The sequence below is a fragment of the Bariatricus sp. HCP28S3_A7 genome (assembly GCF_052066375.1).
GTDB lineage: Bacteria > Bacillota > Clostridia > Lachnospirales > Lachnospiraceae > Allocoprococcus.
In genome coordinates this window covers 1-15,307 of the sequence record NZ_JBQHSG010000026.1, presented here as the reverse complement: position 1 = coordinate 15,307, position 15,307 = coordinate 1, and the positions used below count along the sequence as shown (strand labels likewise).

Here is a 15,307-nt window from a genome sequence, read left to right as displayed (position 1 = left end):
CGTAGAAGCAATATTGAATTATTGCAACTAATTTGCTACTAAAGTTTTTGAAAACGATATGAAAAGAGTAACATTAGATGAAACAGATGCGGTGGAATGCCGCATAAAATCAGCATTTTTGATTTGATGATACTTCCTTTGGGAAGAGTTTGAATAATGAAAAAATTCTGGAAACCCTTATAAACAGGGCATTTCCGGGCACAAGAAGTTCTATTTGATAACAAAATGATAACACCGGATATTTAGGTAGTATTTATCAGCAATCCGGTGGTTGTCAGGTAATATGTGTGAAACCAACAAAAAAGGTCTTACTGAATTGAGTGAAATCAATTTGGTAAGGCCTTTTTTCGTTGGTTTTTATGTTGTTTTTTTCGGGTAATTGTACCGCCACTGGTCATATTCTTCTTTGGTGATCTCCCCGGATTTTAGTTTTTCTGCCTGTTCCTGCCATGCGTAGAACATATCAAACATAGAAAGGTAGGTGGTTCCTTTGGACTTATCCAGCCGGAGACAGAGTTCTCCGTCAATTTCTCCAATATGAAGTCCGTAAAGGTCTTCTAATGTAAATAAGGTGTGCATCAGCCCAACATAACTGTCAATGTCCGGTACAGCGAGTGCATGAGGGGAGACCTCAAAAATGTCAGCCAGTGCATTCAGATAGTTTTCCTTTGGACTGCGAGAGCCTTTTTCGTACTGTGCAATGCGGACATCAGCCTGTGATTCGCTGAATCCCAGCTGTTGACCTAAATATTTCTGCGTGAATCCACGCAGAAGTCGAAAATGATGAATTCTTTCTCCTATTGCCATGCTCATATCTCCTGTCTTTTACTTGATAAATTGAGTATAGCATATATGTATAGTACAGACAAGGAGAAACCATACAAAAAAGTATAGAATTTTTGTTTTGAAACACTTGACCAATACAAAAAAGTATAGTATCATACGGACTATACAGAAATGTATAGTGAGAAACGAAGGAGGGATTTTACAATGAGTAAAATGTTTATGAATGTAAAAGAGGTCATGGAAGTTCTGGAAGTATCGGAATCCTACGCTTATAAGCTGATGAAAAGGCTGAACAGGGAATTACAGGCGATGGGATGCCAGACAATTGCAGGAAAAGTTGACCGGAAGTATTTTTACGAACAGTTCTACGGAACGAGATCAAACGATGGGAGGAATTAAGAATGGCAATTTACAAGACTGAAAGCAATAACACATGGTACGTTATGGTACGGTATCAGGACTGGACCGGCGAACGTAAGCAGAAATGCAAAAGAGGATTTGCAACAAAAAGAGAAGCTGCACAGTGGGAGCAGCAGTTCATACTCCAGAAGAAAGCCAGTATGGATATGGAACTGGAGAGCTTCTGCAAATTATATGAGGAAGATGTGAGACCAAGGCTGAAAAAGAGTACCTGGCTTACAAAGGAAAATATTATCAAGTCCAAGATTTTACCCTATCTGGGAAAAAGAAAGGTGTCAGAAATCACCGCAAAGGATGTTTTGGACTGGCATAATGAGCTTCGCAAATTGACAAGCAGGAAAGGAAAACCTTTATCCCCTACTTATCTGAAAACAATCCATGGACAGTTGAGTACGATTTTCAACCATGCGATCAAGTTTTATGATCTTAGCATGAATCCGGCAAGGAAAGCTGGCACAATCGGCTCAGAAGAAAGCAAGGAAATGCTCTTCTGGACAAAGGCAGAGTATAAACAGTTTTCAGAAGAAATGATGGATAAACCACTTTCCTACTATGCGTTCCAGTTATTGTACTGGTGCGGAATCAGATCCGGGGAGCTTTTGGCTTTAACTCCTGCGGATTTCGATTTCCAGAAGAGAACGTTGCGGATCAACAAATCCTATCAGCGTTTAAAGGGAGAAGATGTGATCAGCACTCCGAAAACAAAGAACAGTGTCCGTACTGTAACTATGCCAAAGTTCTTATGTGACGAAATGCAGGATTGTTTGAAGTTATATTACAGCCTGCAGCCGGATGACCGTATTTTCCCTGTAACTAAGTATTATCTGAACCATGAAATGGAAAGAGGATGCAAAGCAAGCGGTGTGAAAAAAATCCGGGTGCATGATCTCAGACACAGCCATGTCTCTTTGCTGATTAACATGGGCTATACAGCACTGGCAATCGGAAAAAGGGTTGGTCATTCAGCAGAAAAGATCACTTACCGATATGCGCATCTGTTCCCGTCCGTACAGCAGGATATGGCAGACCAGTTGGATGCAGAAAACATGAATGAAGAACCAAATGATAGGGAAGGAGGACTTGCGTATGTCAGCTAAATGTTTGGATAGACAGGGGCGTTGGAGAAATAAAACGGTAGCTTTTCGGGTATCACCGGAGGAGGATGAACTTCTGGAAACAGCGGTTAAATTGTCCGGTCTGACTAAACAGGATTATATTATCCGAAGATTGCAGGAAAAAGAGGTTGTAGTGACAGGAAATCCGAGAGTGTATAAGGCGTTGAAAAATGAACTGGCAAAGGTTCTGAATGAACTGAAACGTTTGAAAAAGGGTGATGATGTGCCGGAGGATTTACTGGAAGTAATCCGGCTGATCACAGTGACGATGGATGGCATGAAGGAAGAATAGAAAATGCCTTTAAGTGTCGGCAAACACCTAAAGGCAGAGATTTGGTAGAATACTCACCAAAAACTTTCTACGAGTATTCTATCAAAATCTCCACTTCCTTTCAACGGGAAAATAAGGAGGAACGATGGAAACGAACAGAGTAGAGACAAAGAAAACAGAAATAAAAAGGACGGAGTCGGATCTGAAGCTGATAAATATGGAATCAGTGGAAGTAGAGCAGATTGAATGGCTGTTCTATCCGTTTATTCCTTTTGGAAAAGTAACGATTATTCAGGGAGATCCGGGAGAAGGAAAGACTACGATGGTACTTCAGATTATTGCGAAGTTGACCAAAGGCGAAAAAATTCTTCCAGAGCAACAACAGGCAACAGACGAGAAGGATAGAGCAGAAAAGAACGTTGACTCTGATGCGAATCCAGTGGAAAGCCCGATAGAACCTGTGAATGTTATTTATCAGACTGCAGAAGATGGATTGGGCGATACTATCAAGCCTCGACTTCTTGCAGCTGGTGCAGATTGTTCCAGAGTGATGGTAATTGATGATAACGATCGGGCATTGACCATGATGGATGCCAGATTGGAAGAAGCTATCATACAGACAAAAGCCCGTCTGGTAGTTTTAGATCCAATACAGGGATTTCTTGGAGCAGAGGTGGATATGCACCGGGCAAATGAAATCCGTCCGTTAATGAAGCGTGTGGCAGTGCTTGCAGAGAAATACCACTGTGCAATCATTCTGATCGGGCATATGAACAAAAACAGTAACGGAAAATCTTCTTACCGTGGATTGGGTTCGATTGATTTTCAGGCGGCAGCCAGAAGTGTGCTGATTGTTGGGCGGATTAAAGATGAACCGGAAATCCGTGTGGTATGCCATGTGAAAAGTTCCCTTGCACCGGAAGGGAAATCAATTGCATTCCGATTAGATAAGGATACTGGATTCGAGTGGATCGGGGAATACGACATTAGTGCGGATGATCTGCTCAGTGGTGACAGCAGAGGTCAGAAAAGCCGGAAGGCAAAGGAGTTTCTGTTGGAAATATTGGCTGATGGTGGCATGGCACAGAAAAAGATTGAAGAAGAAGCGGAAAAACGAGGAATTAAGAAGAAAACCCTACGGAACGCAAAACTGGAACTGGAGATTGATTCGGTGAAACGTGGAAATCAATGGTTCTGGATGCTTCCAGAATAAAAGGAAGATGGCAAGATGACTATTTCTTAAGAACAGGGCATCTTGCCACCTTGAAAGGAGACAACATGGAAATAAAAAATGTACAGATACCATTTGCCTTGTTTAGACAGCTGGTTTCCTATCATTTGATGGAAGATCAAAGCTGTTCGGAGGAAATTTGCAAAGGGCTTATGGAGAAAGTGGAGCGTATGGCAAACCGGCAGTTATATACACAGTCGAAAACTGCTCCGACAGAGGAAGAACGGGAAAAGTCCCGTCAGGAATATCTGGACAGGCGGGGAATACCGGAAAGCTTTCGATGGTAACAGTTCTTGTTGTCTGTCCTATGACAGGAGCGTGTCACGCACCTGTAGATAGCAGACAAGGAGAAAGCTGGTAAGATGCAAGACGGAAGGTTGTGGATAAAACGACAGTGCGTTGGTGGTTTGATGGCTGTGAAGGATGCCCTGAAACGGGGCTCCCTATGGAAAACGATAAATGAAGGGAGAGTGACACAATGAGAGAAGGAAGATTAGGTTATAACAGCAATAACGGAAGATACGGTTTATTATCATCAGATTTATGGATTGACACAGGATTTCACTGCGGAGAAGGGCTGGAAGTGCTGGTTGACGATCAGTGGGTCAAGACCAGAATGGAAATGAATCCGGCAAGGGAATGGTATCTGGTGGGGACACCATACTGCGGAGATTTGGAATATGTCCGGGCGAGAATAACGGGATAAGTCAGTCATACAAGTAACGCAGGAGTAAACCGACCAACGGGAGGAATAGGTCTTCGCTCCGATTCGGTCGGTGCATAACAGACGTCCCCGGACGTCTTGCCCCCGGCAGGGCGCAAGGGGACTTTTGATGGACGGTACGGCTGTCGAAAGTGCTTTTGCGTTACTTTTGACAAAAGTAACAAAACCGCCGTATCCGGCGAAGAGTTCTTTTTATCGCCATAACTGGCGAAGATACAAATTTATGTGCCATGTCTGGCACTGGTTTCAGAAGGGGAGGTGAGAAGCATGACCATGAAAAGAACAATTAGCGGTATGATCGGAGCTGGTTCTCTGGCTCATAACAGAAGGGATTTCATAGCAGAAAATGTAGATCCGGACAGAGTACACTTGAATATTTGTTACCAGAATGAAAATCTGAAAGATGTTTATAAAGAGTTGTTTGATGATTCTGTGGAGCGATACAATGTGGGGAAAAGAAAAGACCGTCAGATTACAAATTATTATGAAAAAATCCGGCAGGGAAAACAGGAAAAACTATTCCATGAGGTCATTTTCCAGATTGGAAATTGTGAAGACATGGCTGTAGGGACAGTAGAAGGAGAACTGGCAGTGAAGGTGTTGAATGAATATATGCAGGATTTTCAGAAAAGGAATCCAACTCTCCGGGTATTTTGCTGTTATCTTCATCAGGATGAAGCTACACCACATCTGCATATTGATTTTGTTCCCTATGTGACTGGTTGGAAAGGAAAAGGGATGGATATCAGAGTTTCACTGAAGCAGGCATTAAAAAGTTTGGGATTTCAAGGTGGAAATAAACATGACACAGAATTAAATCAGTGGATAAACCACGAAAAAGAAGTGCTGGCAGATATTGCAAAGCAGTATGGGATTGAATGGGAACAGAAAGGTACCCATGAGGAACATCTGGATGTTTATAATTTCAAGAAAAAAGAACGAAAGAAGGAAGTTCAGGCTCTGGAGCAGGAAAAAGAGTATCTGACAGCAGAGAATGAGGGACTGACTGCACAGATTGCAGAATCCAAGGCAGATATTCAGCTTTTGAAAGAAGATAAGGAACAGGCGGTCAGGGATAAAGAAGCTGCAGAAAAGCGGGCAGAGAAAGCAGAAATAGAATTAAAAAGCCTAGAAGAACGTCGGGAGCAGTTACAGCCGATCATAGATAATGTCAGTAAGGAAATAAAAGAATATGGGACGGTTAAAACGCTTCTACCGGAAGCAGGAGCATTGGAACGTGCAGGAACCTATCGGGATAAAAAAGTTAAACCATTATTTATTCAAATGAAGAATAAGATTGCTGCAATGGCTGCCCAGGTAAAAGAACTTACGAAAGAAGTGGAGAAATGGAAAAATAAATACCAGAAGACAAAACAGGCATATAACAGTGTTCAGAAAGAGTTGGATGATATGCGTAAAGACAATCAGAAATTATTAGAAGAAAAGAATATGTTGCAAAGTGTTTCTGATAGATATGATCGTGTTGTGCGTGTCATGGGAATAGACACTGTGGAGGCTGCGGTACTGCAGGATATTCATAATCAGAAAGCACTGGAAGAAAAACGACGGATGGAACAAATGCCAAAAGGAAGCATTTACGAAAGATTAGCATGGGGTGCGAAAAAGAGCGAGATGGAGAATCAGCAGCGTAAGAAAAATAAAACAAAGAACAGAGGAATGGAGATATAAGTGCATGAAAAAACACATTTATGATGAAAAGAACGGATTAAGCTATACCTTGCATGGAGATTACTATTTGCCGGGTCTGGTGCTGAATGAGGAAGAACCGACATATGGGAAATATGGAATGTTGCGGAAACAATATCTGAAAGAGTATAGACCAGCAAGATATCAGTGCCTGTTATTGACTGGAAAGCTGACTGAACATCTGAATCAGATTGATCGGGATGCAAGAGAGCAGGTCGAAATGTTAATGAAGCAGATGGCAGAAGAACAGAGTGTGACAGAAACATTGAAGATACGGGATCAGATGAAGTGGGTCGGGTTGATGAATAATATCAGAACAAGTGCTGAAAAAATTGTACTGAAAGAGATCGTTTATATATAAGTTAAGAGGGCTGCCGAAAGGCGACTCTTTGTAAATGTAAGAGTGGAATTTCAGAATAGAACATGATAGAATGCTAAAAGATAAATCCGGATTTGCAGGGATAGATAATCAGAAGGAAATACTGAAAAAACAAGCATTTACGGGTATGATACGAATCGTATCACGTATGTGACCGAGCGATTCTATCATCATTTTATGTTTTTTGATAAGGTGAATGTGTCGAAAAGACAAACCCATATAGAAAGGACGTAGAATGATGAAAAAGAACGGAATGAAGAATTTACTATTTGGAGGAATATTCATTGCAACTTTTGTATTATGGACAGTTTTGATCCAGATGGTAGATGTGCAGCCTCATGGTCAAAACGGAACGAATATTGGATTTGCAACACTCAATTGCTGGTTTCACCGCTTCACAGGCGTACACATGATGATTTATTCGATTACTGATTGGATGGGGCTGGTGCCTGTCGTAGTATGCCTGATCTTTGCAGGTGTGGGACTAGTTCAGTTGATTAAGAAAAGAAGTCTTTTCAAGGTGGATCCGGATATCATTATTCTGGGTATTTATTATATTGTCGTGATCCTGGCATATATATTTTTTGAGATGATTCCAATCAATTACAGACCTATTTTAATTAACGGAGTAATGGAGGCATCTTATCCATCATCAACTACACTATTGGTATTGTGTGTGATGCCGACTTTGATCGAACAGACTCAGCGCAGGCTGTCAAGCATTGCAGTCAAAAAAGTGATAACGATTGTAACAATCGCTTTTTCGGCATTCATGGTTATTGGCAGATTGATTTCGGGAGTACATTGGCTCACGGATATTGTAGGTGGCGTATTGTTAAGCATTGGATTATTTTCTATTTATCAGGGAGCGGTTATACTGTCAATAAAGAATAAATAAAACGAGCAAGGGGTGGAGGTTTTGGAATTTCATGAAAAACTTCAGGAATTAAGAAAAAGCCGGGGAATGACACAAGAAGAACTGGCTGCGGCATTATTTGTATCTAGAACTGCAATTTCAAAATGGGAATCCGGAAGAGGATATCCGAGCATAGATTCATTAAAGGAAATATCTCGATATTTTTCTGTGTCGATTGATGATCTGTTATCTGGAGAACAGTTGATTTTGATTGCAGAAAAAGAAAACAAATCAAATCTCAATAGTGTATGTGACTTATTATGGGGATTTGTTGACTTGCTTTCTTTGATGCTTATTTTTCTTCCGCTGTATCCCAAGCCGGTCAATGGTTATATCTATTCGGTAAATCTTTTTGAGTATGTAGATAATAATAAATGGATTATTACCATTTATTGGATAATGTTCATCACTTTAACGATTATCGGGATTGTGAAAATATTGATGGTCTATTTCAAATTTGAAAAAGGCAAAAAGGTGATTACTGCATTGTCTATAGGATGCAGTGTTATCGATGTTTTGTTTTTGGCAATGATGAAAGAACCATATGCAATAATAGTTGCTTTTCTGCTATTACTGATCAAAAGTGGTCTCCTTTATAAACAAGCCAAGGCAGGCTGATCAGGTATTGTCCCCTACAACTTCAAGTTTGTCGAATTAAAAAATAGGAATAGTTATAATAGAAAGCTGTAAAAATTCACGTTGAATTTTACAGCTTTTTGTGTATAATATAAGTAGCAGAAACAATATAAAATCAAGGAAGGAGCTGAAAGAATATGGCAAGTATTTTACCAGTATCTGATTTGAGAAATTATAACGAAGTCCTGAAGAACTGCCATAAAGGCGAGCCTGTATATCTTACCAAGAATGGTAGAGGACGTTTTGTGGTTATGGATTTTGAAGATTATGAACGTGATCGTGCGGAAAAGAAGCTTTTAATGAAGCTGCAGGAAGCCGAAGAAGCAGTGAAAGACGGCGAGGGATGGCTGGAGTTAGATGAACTGAAGGCACTTGTGGGGGAATAAGATGTTAAAATTACGGATTAACCCGATTGTTGCAAAGGACCTGAAGAATATCCGGGATTACATCGCTGAAGATAGTGAAGAATATGCCGCAAAGACTATAAAGGAAATTTATGGTAAATTTGAGAATCTCCAGATGTTTCCGGGAATGGGTTCAGACCTTTCAAAGCGAGTCAGCTTTCGGACAGACTATAAATATGCGATATGGGAAGATTATGTGATTATCTACAAGGTAAGCAACGAGTATGTAGAAATTTATCGTGTCATCAATCGGTATCAGGATATTACAAGAATTTTTGATTGATAACAGAAATATGATAACAAATTGATAACACCGTTCAGTACAGTCCGTGGACTAAGGATAGTGGAACACATATAAAACCAGATAGAACCATAACGCCTATACAAAATTGTATAGTGACAAAAACTCATTTGCGAGTTTGAGTAGCTTGAAAAATCGCGGAAAAGCCCATAAATAAAGGCTTTGCGGGGTGTCGAAAAGACCAAATGGAGTGCAAATGGAGTTTAAAAATTATTTTTTTCTCTTGTTTATATTCCAGATTCACCTGCAAATTCCGTGAAATCGGTTATTCTCATAAAATAAAATTAGAGTAAATATGAAGAACAGTTTGTTTTGATTGAAGTGATTTTCGTCAAGGCAGACTGTTTTTTTGTTGCCTGCATTTAGAAAACAGATACCACAGAAAGGTTCTTTACTTTCGATGAGCTTAAACTCCATGACACAGTAATCACACTGATGGAGAATTAAAAAACAAGAAAATTTGATAAATTTCGGAAAATGATGTCCGATTTTGCATCTGCCAGTACAGAGTATATGAAGAGATAAATATTCAAAACACAGGAGGTACTGATTATGCAGAATAAATTATTTTTAAAGGCAGCCGATATATGTGAACTTCTGGAAGTAAAACAGACATCGGCTTATGAAATCATCGGAAATCTGAACAAGGAACTGGAAGAACAGGGCTACCTGACGCTTAGAGGAAAAGTTCCGACAAAGTATTTTGTGAAGCGTTTCTACGGAGTAGAAGATACTTGTGAGATTCCACAGGAAGAGGGAAAGGAATGGTTTCATGCGTAAGAGAAAAATGTATTTATCAGTGGAAGACATTGCAGAACTCTTTGGATTATCAGTTTCGTTTGCTTACCGGGTAGTGGAAAGAATGAATGCCGATCTGGCAAGCAAGAACTATTATGTGATTCTCGGTCGGGTGCCAACCCGCTATGTAGAGGACAAGATCTATGGTCTGGAACATGTTGAGCAGTATTTGAAGGAGGATAAAGCGGTATGAGTATGATGCAGGAAAAAATGTATATGGATGTGGATGATGTGTGTGCAATTCTTGGAGTTTCAAAAACTTATGCATATAGTCTGATGCGAGAATACAACAAAGAATTGAAGGCAAAAGGCTATATTGTAGTAGCTGGAAAAATCTCTACGAAATTCCTGGCAGAAAAGATTTATGGCATGAAAGTCGAGGATTAGCAATGGGGGTTTACAAAGAAGGAAAAAACTGGAAAGTACAGGTCTATTACAAAGACTGGCAGGGAAATCGGAAAAGAAAACAGAAAAGAGGATTCAGGACCAAGGGTGAAGCTAAGGAATGGGAAAGAGATTTCCTGCAACAGCAGAGCCAGGGTGTGGATATTGAATTTGGAAATTTTCTGGAGATTTATTACAAAGATATGGATGTCCGTCTCAGAGAAAACACTATGTACACGAAGCGATATATTATTGACCTGAAAATCAAGCCTTATTTTGAAAAGAAGATTCTCAGTGAAATTACGGTGGCAGACGTCCGTGCATGGCAGAATGAGTTGCTGACGTATAAGGATAAGAATGGAAAAGGATATTCTCCTACTTATCTGAAAACAGTGAACTGCCAGCTGACTGCAATCTTCAATTATGCAATGCGGTATTATAACCTGCAGGATAATCCCTGCAGGAAGGCAGGAGCGATTGGCAAGAGTAAAGGAGAACCGAAGGACTTCTGGATGCAGGAAGAGTTCAATGCTTTTCTGGAGACAGTAAGTGATAAGCCGGAGACAAGAATGGCGTTTCTTTTGTTGTACTGGACCGGAATGCGTATCGGTGAATTGCTTGCACTTACTTATAATGACATCAATCTTGAAGAGAAAACCATATCAATCAATAAATCTTATCAGAGACTGAAAGGAAAGGATATGATCACGCAGCCGAAAACTCCAAAGAGTATCCGTGTGATTACGATGCCGGATTTTCTTGCAGAGGAATTTCGGGAGTATTGCAGTCATTTGTATGGAATTATGAAAAAGGAAAGACTTTTTCGGTTTACCAAATCGCATATGGAACATTGTATGGCTACCGGAATCGAGCGGTCTGGTGTAAAGCGGATACGACTTCATGATCTCCGCCATTCCCATGCCAGTATGCTGGTTGATATGGGGGTGGCTCCATTGGAGATTGCAGAACGCCTTGGACATGAAAAGGTGGAAACCACGTTGAACACTTATTCACATCTGTATCCGTCTACACAGAGTAAATTAGCAGGTTTGCTAGATAAGAAACATGAGGAAGAGGAGGAATAAGCGATGGCTGGTGACAGACATGGAAAACACAACACAACGACCATTTCTTTTCGGGTGAATTCTTATGAAAAAGCAACAATTGAAGAACGAGTGAAAGTGAGCGGAATGAAAAAACAGGATTATATCGTCCGATCATGCATTTACAATCATGTATGTGTTGTTGGAAAGAAAGAAACAATTGAGATTATCCGGTCAGAAATGAAGGAAATGAGTTTGGTTTTGGAGGATGTGGCAAAAGATTTGAAGTCTGAAAAACCAGTTATTTCAGAACCGGTTCTTGATAGTATGACAGAACGGTATCTTGCATTTTTGGAAGCAGCATTATGGATGCTGAAAGGTTCAAGTTATTTATGGGAGGATAAAAAGGATGGAAGAGAAAGTAATGAAGGATTGTAAAGTGCTGGCATTGTGTTCACAAAAAGGCGGGGTTGGCAAGACAACAAGTTGCGTGAATCTGGCAGTCGGACTTGCAAAAGCAGGGAAGAAAGTGCTTGTGATTGACAATGATCCGCAGGGAAGTATGACAGCAAGTCTTGGGTATCATAACCCAGATGAATTACCAATCACACTGGCTACTATTCTGACAAAGATTGTAGAAGATGAACTATTTGAAAATACACTGGGAATTTTACATCACCAGGAAGGAATTGATTTGATTCCGGCAAACATCGAACTCTCTGGAATGGAAGTTTCACTTGTAAATATTATGAGCAGGGAACTTGTCTTAAAACAATATATAGAAAGAATGAGAGAAGAATACGACTATATATTGATTGACTGTATGCCATCACTTGGAATGCTGACGATCAATGCACTTGCCAGTGTCGATGCAGTTATTATACCTGTCCAGGCGGCTTATCTTCCTGTAAAGGGTCTAGAACAGCTGATACGGACGATAGGAAAGGTGCGAAGACAGCTTAACAAACAACTGAAAATTGGAGGTATATTGATCACAATGGTGGATAACCGAACGAACTATGCAAGAGATATATCTGATCTGATTTTTGATACATATGGAAACCAGATTAAGATTTTTCCACAGAGTATTCCATTTTCAGTACGAGCAGCTGAAATCAGTGCGGAAGGAATCAGCATATTTGAGCATGATCCAAAAGGAAAAGTAGCGGCTGCATATTGGCAGATGACACAGGAGGTGCTTTTGGATGAAAGGTAGAAGTGCATCGAAGATAAAACTGACATCTTATGATGAATTACTTGGAGGAGGAGAAGAAACGAACGATATCCAGCAGGTTTCACTTGAGCATTTACATTCTTTCGAGAACCATCCATTTCAAGTAAATGATGATGAGGCAATGGCGGAACTGGTGGAAAGTGTGAAAGAAGAGGGAATTCTTACAGCATTACTGGTACGACCGCTGGGTGATGGTGAATATGAAATCATCGCCGGTCACAGAAGGAGACATGCGGCACAACTTGCTGGTCTTAAAGAGGTTCCGGTTATTATCAGAAATATGGATCAAGATACAGCTGTCCGTGCGATGGTAGACAGCAATCTGCAGAGACCTAATATACTCCCAAGTGAAAAGGCATTTGCTTACCGTATGAAGATGGAAGCAATGAATCATCAGGGAACATCAGGCGGTATCAGTGCGAAAGACATTGGAAAGAACGCAAATGACAGTGCAAGGCAGGTGTATCGCTATATCCGGCTTACTTATCTGATGAATGACCTATTAAACGCAGTAGATCGTGATGTGATCGGATTGCAGGTAGGTGTAGAGCTTTCCTACCTTACGGTTCCAGAACAGGAGATGGTGGAGGAAGTGCATGAGAGTACCGGAAAATATCCAAGTCTGGAACAGGCAAAAAAAATAAGGCAACATCGAGAAGAAAAAACGCTGACAAAAGAGATTGTGCGGCTCCTGGTTATAGGAGAGCGTAAAAAGAAAACAACGGTAACATTAAAACAGGATGAAATTAAGAAGTATTTTCCTCCAGAGTATGATGAACAGAAGATACGGACTGTTATATGTCAGCTTTTGGAGGAATGGAGCAATCAGAATCATTGATAAGTACGAAGGGAGGGATGTGTCATGAGTATAAGAGCAACATTCCATTATTTTCAAGGAATGGAATGCGATATGTACAGTTTTTATCGTATTCCCAAACTGCTGTTTACAAGTGAATATTTTAAAAATCTCTCCTGCGAAGCAAAGGTGCTGTACGGACTGATGTTAGACCGGATGTCACTGTCCATCAAGAACCGGTGGTTTGATGAAGAGGACAGGGCATATATTTTCTTTTCGGTGGAAGAGATTATGGAAATGCTTAACTGTGGCAGGAATAAGGCTGTGAATTGTCTAAAAGAGCTGGATCAGGAAAAAGGGATTGGATTGATTGAGAAGAGGCGAATCGGACTTGGAAAAACAAATGTTATTTACGTGAAAAATTTCAGCCTGACAGAATATCCAGATGAGCCAGCAATCTTTGATTCGGAAGAAACACCGGAAAATGTAGCAGAGAGAAAAGAAAATACAGAGACAGAAATAGAAGAATATGCGAAAAAAGAGCCGGAAAAGCCCGTAAATACACAGAAGTTTGAAAAACAAACTTCAGGAAGTTTGAAAAATAAACTTCAAGAAGTTTCAAAAACAAACTTCAAGGAGTTTGAAAAACAAACTTCAAGAAGTTTAGAAAACAAACTTCAAGAAGTTTCAAAAACAAACTGTAATAATACTGAATATAATTATACTGAATTTAGTGAGAATGAATCTTATCAATATCTATCTGAACAAGAGAAAGGGAGAGATAGGATACAGGAGAGAAATGAGTATCGACAGTTAATTCATGATAATATCGAATATGAGATCCTTTGTCAGAGCTATGGAACTGGACGAGTAGAAGAGCTGGTAGAGCTGATGCTGGATGCAATATGTTCGACAAAGACATATCAACAGATCAATGGGGAAGCTGTGCCTACACAAGTGGTCAAGAGCCGTTTGCTCAAAGTCGGGTATGAACACATCCAGTATGTGTTTTTCAGTCTTGACAGGAGTACAAGCAAAGTGAAGAATATCCGGCAGTATATGCTGACGGTATTGTATAACGCTCCTGCAACAATCAATCAGTTTTATGATGCTGAAGTTCGACATGACATGTACTGGGGGAAGGATATTCCAGACAGGTAAGAACTTTGTGCCCACTGGGCACGAAGTTTAAAAAGAGATAGTCATATCTGGCAGATATGCTAAAATAACCTTGTGTCCACTGGGCACAAAGTAGGAGGAAGAATTATGTTGAGATTTATGATAAAACTGCCATTTCGAATTATTGCAGCTCCTGTTTGGCTGGTACTTGCAGCGGTGAATATTGTGCTGGTGTTCCTGGTTGGGTTATCTGCTGGATTCTGCTATCTGATAGCCGGAATCTCTGTTGTGACAGAAGTTTTGAGTATTGGGTTTGGAATCAGTACGGACTGGACAATGAAATCAGCGATTATTACGACAGTAGTGTTTGTTCTACTCCCACATATCGGTATGGGGATAGTTGCAGTAATTGAAGTTGTGAAATGTGGATTACAGGAATTTATTTTTGGATGATTGTGGAAAATATAGTGGCGCTATATGGAAAGGCAGAAATAAACAATGGAAGAATTATATAAAGTGATGGATGATTTGCTTGAGGTGGAATTTCAGATGAAAGCAGGGATGGATATTCTGAAAGAACTGGAAGAGTTTTATATGCTGGAAAAAGAAACCGAAAAATCGGATGCTAGAAAAGTAGCTGTGCTGATGAAAGGATATCTGCAGTCGATGAAGTCAAATATTCGAGAAATCATTCGTTATATTGATGACACGACACTTGAAAAATCAAATGATAAAAAGAAAGATAAACAGGAATCTGCGAGCACCATATCCGAGGAAGTGCAGGAATTTGTGAATCTGACAATTACAGAGCATATGGGGAAAGCATATTCAGAATGGAAGTTAAAGCAGGATAAAGAGCCAGTAAGTGAGATTGATAAGAAATACCAGAAATTACTGGAAACGTTATCCTGCAGTTTGCGCCCTCTGGCGGCCGCAAATGCGTTTTTCAACGGCCGCTATGCGGAGCAGAACGGCCGCTCGTATTTAGTTGATTGTTGATAAGTTATCGTATGTTTATCTTGATTGTGTAGTGTTTTGTTGCT

Annotated in this window: 22 protein-coding genes and 1 pseudogene; 22 read left to right on the top strand and 1 reads right to left on the bottom strand. The window is 40.2% G+C overall.

Annotation, left to right across the window (positions count from 1 at the left end):
- Nucleotides 1–360 precede the first annotated feature (360 nt).
- Nucleotides 361–807, bottom strand: a pseudogene (locus ACTNA4_RS13310) (helix-turn-helix domain-containing protein); the annotation flags it as partial.
- Between the two features lie 183 nt (nucleotides 808–990).
- Between ACTNA4_RS13310 and ACTNA4_RS13305 the strand changes: the two are divergent.
- The 22 genes from ACTNA4_RS13305 (at nucleotide 991) to ACTNA4_RS13200 (ending at nucleotide 15,263) form a co-directional block, all read left to right on the top strand.
- The gene (locus tag ACTNA4_RS13305; RefSeq protein ID WP_005611072.1) at nucleotides 991–1,185 is read left to right on the top strand and encodes a hypothetical protein; all 195 of its coding nucleotides are present in this window, start codon (nucleotides 991–993) and stop codon (nucleotides 1,183–1,185) included.
- Between the two features lie 2 nt (nucleotides 1,186–1,187).
- Complete coding sequence (locus ACTNA4_RS13300) at nucleotides 1,188–2,303, top strand: site-specific integrase (RefSeq protein WP_055261453.1); 1,116 nt, start codon at nucleotides 1,188–1,190, stop codon at nucleotides 2,301–2,303.
- Nucleotides 2,293–2,613: a plasmid mobilization protein gene (locus ACTNA4_RS13295; RefSeq protein ID WP_022092899.1), complete on the top strand. Its 321-nt coding sequence runs from the start codon at nucleotides 2,293–2,295 to the stop codon at nucleotides 2,611–2,613. The genes ACTNA4_RS13300 and ACTNA4_RS13295 overlap by 11 nt, the downstream gene beginning before the upstream one ends.
- Nucleotides 2,614–2,737: 124 nt before the next feature.
- Complete coding sequence (locus ACTNA4_RS13290) at nucleotides 2,738–3,805, top strand: AAA family ATPase (RefSeq protein WP_022092900.1); 1,068 nt, start codon at nucleotides 2,738–2,740, stop codon at nucleotides 3,803–3,805.
- 71 nt (nucleotides 3,806–3,876) lie between these two features.
- The gene (locus tag ACTNA4_RS13285) at nucleotides 3,877–4,110 is read left to right on the top strand and encodes a complexin-2 (protein ID WP_427786934.1); all 234 of its coding nucleotides are present in this window, start codon (nucleotides 3,877–3,879) and stop codon (nucleotides 4,108–4,110) included.
- A 191-nt stretch (nucleotides 4,111–4,301) separates the two neighbouring features.
- On the top strand, nucleotides 4,302–4,529 hold the full coding sequence (locus ACTNA4_RS13280; protein ID WP_022092901.1) for a DUF5348 domain-containing protein: 228 nt from the start codon (nucleotides 4,302–4,304) through the stop codon (nucleotides 4,527–4,529).
- Nucleotides 4,530–4,814: 285 nt separating this feature from the next.
- On the top strand, nucleotides 4,815–6,236 hold the full coding sequence (locus ACTNA4_RS13275; RefSeq protein WP_055261451.1) for a plasmid recombination protein: 1,422 nt from the start codon (nucleotides 4,815–4,817) through the stop codon (nucleotides 6,234–6,236).
- Nucleotides 6,237–6,240: 4 nt separating this feature from the next.
- Nucleotides 6,241–6,615, top strand: a complete 375-nt coding sequence (locus ACTNA4_RS13270) for a TnpV protein (RefSeq protein ID WP_055261448.1) — start codon at nucleotides 6,241–6,243, stop codon at nucleotides 6,613–6,615.
- A gap of 253 nt (nucleotides 6,616–6,868) precedes the next feature.
- Nucleotides 6,869–7,531, top strand: coding sequence for a phosphatase PAP2 family protein (locus ACTNA4_RS13265; RefSeq protein ID WP_055261446.1), 663 nt, complete (start codon nucleotides 6,869–6,871; stop codon nucleotides 7,529–7,531).
- A 21-nt stretch (nucleotides 7,532–7,552) separates the two neighbouring features.
- Nucleotides 7,553–8,167 carry a helix-turn-helix domain-containing protein gene (locus tag ACTNA4_RS13260; RefSeq protein WP_055261444.1) on the top strand — a complete coding sequence of 205 codons (615 nt, stop codon included), beginning with the start codon at nucleotides 7,553–7,555 and terminating at the stop codon, nucleotides 8,165–8,167.
- Between the two features lie 155 nt (nucleotides 8,168–8,322).
- Nucleotides 8,323–8,571 (top strand): type II toxin-antitoxin system prevent-host-death family antitoxin, encoded by a 249-nt coding sequence (locus tag ACTNA4_RS13255; RefSeq protein ID WP_055262131.1) that lies wholly within the window; start codon nucleotides 8,323–8,325, stop codon nucleotides 8,569–8,571.
- A 1-nt stretch (nucleotide 8,572) separates the two neighbouring features.
- A complete protein-coding gene (locus tag ACTNA4_RS13250) occupies nucleotides 8,573–8,872 on the top strand; it encodes a type II toxin-antitoxin system RelE/ParE family toxin (RefSeq protein WP_055262129.1) in 300 nt (99 codons plus the stop codon).
- Between the two features lie 570 nt (nucleotides 8,873–9,442).
- The gene (locus ACTNA4_RS13245; RefSeq protein WP_008705329.1) at nucleotides 9,443–9,670 is read left to right on the top strand and encodes a hypothetical protein; all 228 of its coding nucleotides are present in this window, start codon (nucleotides 9,443–9,445) and stop codon (nucleotides 9,668–9,670) included.
- Nucleotides 9,663–9,881 (top strand): hypothetical protein, encoded by a 219-nt coding sequence (locus ACTNA4_RS13240; protein ID WP_008393122.1) that lies wholly within the window; start codon nucleotides 9,663–9,665, stop codon nucleotides 9,879–9,881. The genes ACTNA4_RS13245 and ACTNA4_RS13240 overlap by 8 nt, the downstream gene beginning before the upstream one ends.
- On the top strand, nucleotides 9,878–10,075 hold the full coding sequence (locus ACTNA4_RS13235) for a hypothetical protein (protein ID WP_024853999.1): 198 nt from the start codon (nucleotides 9,878–9,880) through the stop codon (nucleotides 10,073–10,075). The genes ACTNA4_RS13240 and ACTNA4_RS13235 overlap by 4 nt, the downstream gene beginning before the upstream one ends.
- Before the next feature lie 2 nt (nucleotides 10,076–10,077).
- Nucleotides 10,078–11,157, top strand: coding sequence for a site-specific integrase (locus tag ACTNA4_RS13230; RefSeq protein WP_024854000.1), 1,080 nt, complete (start codon nucleotides 10,078–10,080; stop codon nucleotides 11,155–11,157).
- A 3-nt stretch (nucleotides 11,158–11,160) separates the two neighbouring features.
- Nucleotides 11,161–11,553, top strand: a complete 393-nt coding sequence (locus ACTNA4_RS13225; RefSeq protein ID WP_044925303.1) for a plasmid mobilization protein — start codon at nucleotides 11,161–11,163, stop codon at nucleotides 11,551–11,553.
- A complete protein-coding gene (locus ACTNA4_RS13220) occupies nucleotides 11,525–12,331 on the top strand; it encodes a ParA family protein (RefSeq protein ID WP_026650281.1) in 807 nt (268 codons plus the stop codon). Before ACTNA4_RS13225 ends, ACTNA4_RS13220 begins: the two co-directional genes overlap by 29 nt.
- Nucleotides 12,321–13,187: a ParB/RepB/Spo0J family partition protein gene (locus ACTNA4_RS13215; RefSeq protein ID WP_026650282.1), complete on the top strand. Its 867-nt coding sequence runs from the start codon at nucleotides 12,321–12,323 to the stop codon at nucleotides 13,185–13,187. Before ACTNA4_RS13220 ends, ACTNA4_RS13215 begins: the two co-directional genes overlap by 11 nt.
- Before the next feature lie 24 nt (nucleotides 13,188–13,211).
- Entirely contained in the window at nucleotides 13,212–14,306 is a 1,095-nt protein-coding gene (locus ACTNA4_RS13210) for a DUF6017 domain-containing protein (protein WP_028087787.1), read from the top strand.
- 105 nt (nucleotides 14,307–14,411) lie between these two features.
- Complete coding sequence (locus ACTNA4_RS13205) at nucleotides 14,412–14,717, top strand: hypothetical protein (protein ID WP_028087788.1); 306 nt, start codon at nucleotides 14,412–14,414, stop codon at nucleotides 14,715–14,717.
- Between the two features lie 45 nt (nucleotides 14,718–14,762).
- Nucleotides 14,763–15,263, top strand: a complete 501-nt coding sequence (locus ACTNA4_RS13200) for a hypothetical protein (RefSeq protein ID WP_441030519.1) — start codon at nucleotides 14,763–14,765, stop codon at nucleotides 15,261–15,263.
- The last annotated feature ends 44 nt before the right edge of the window (nucleotides 15,264–15,307 follow it).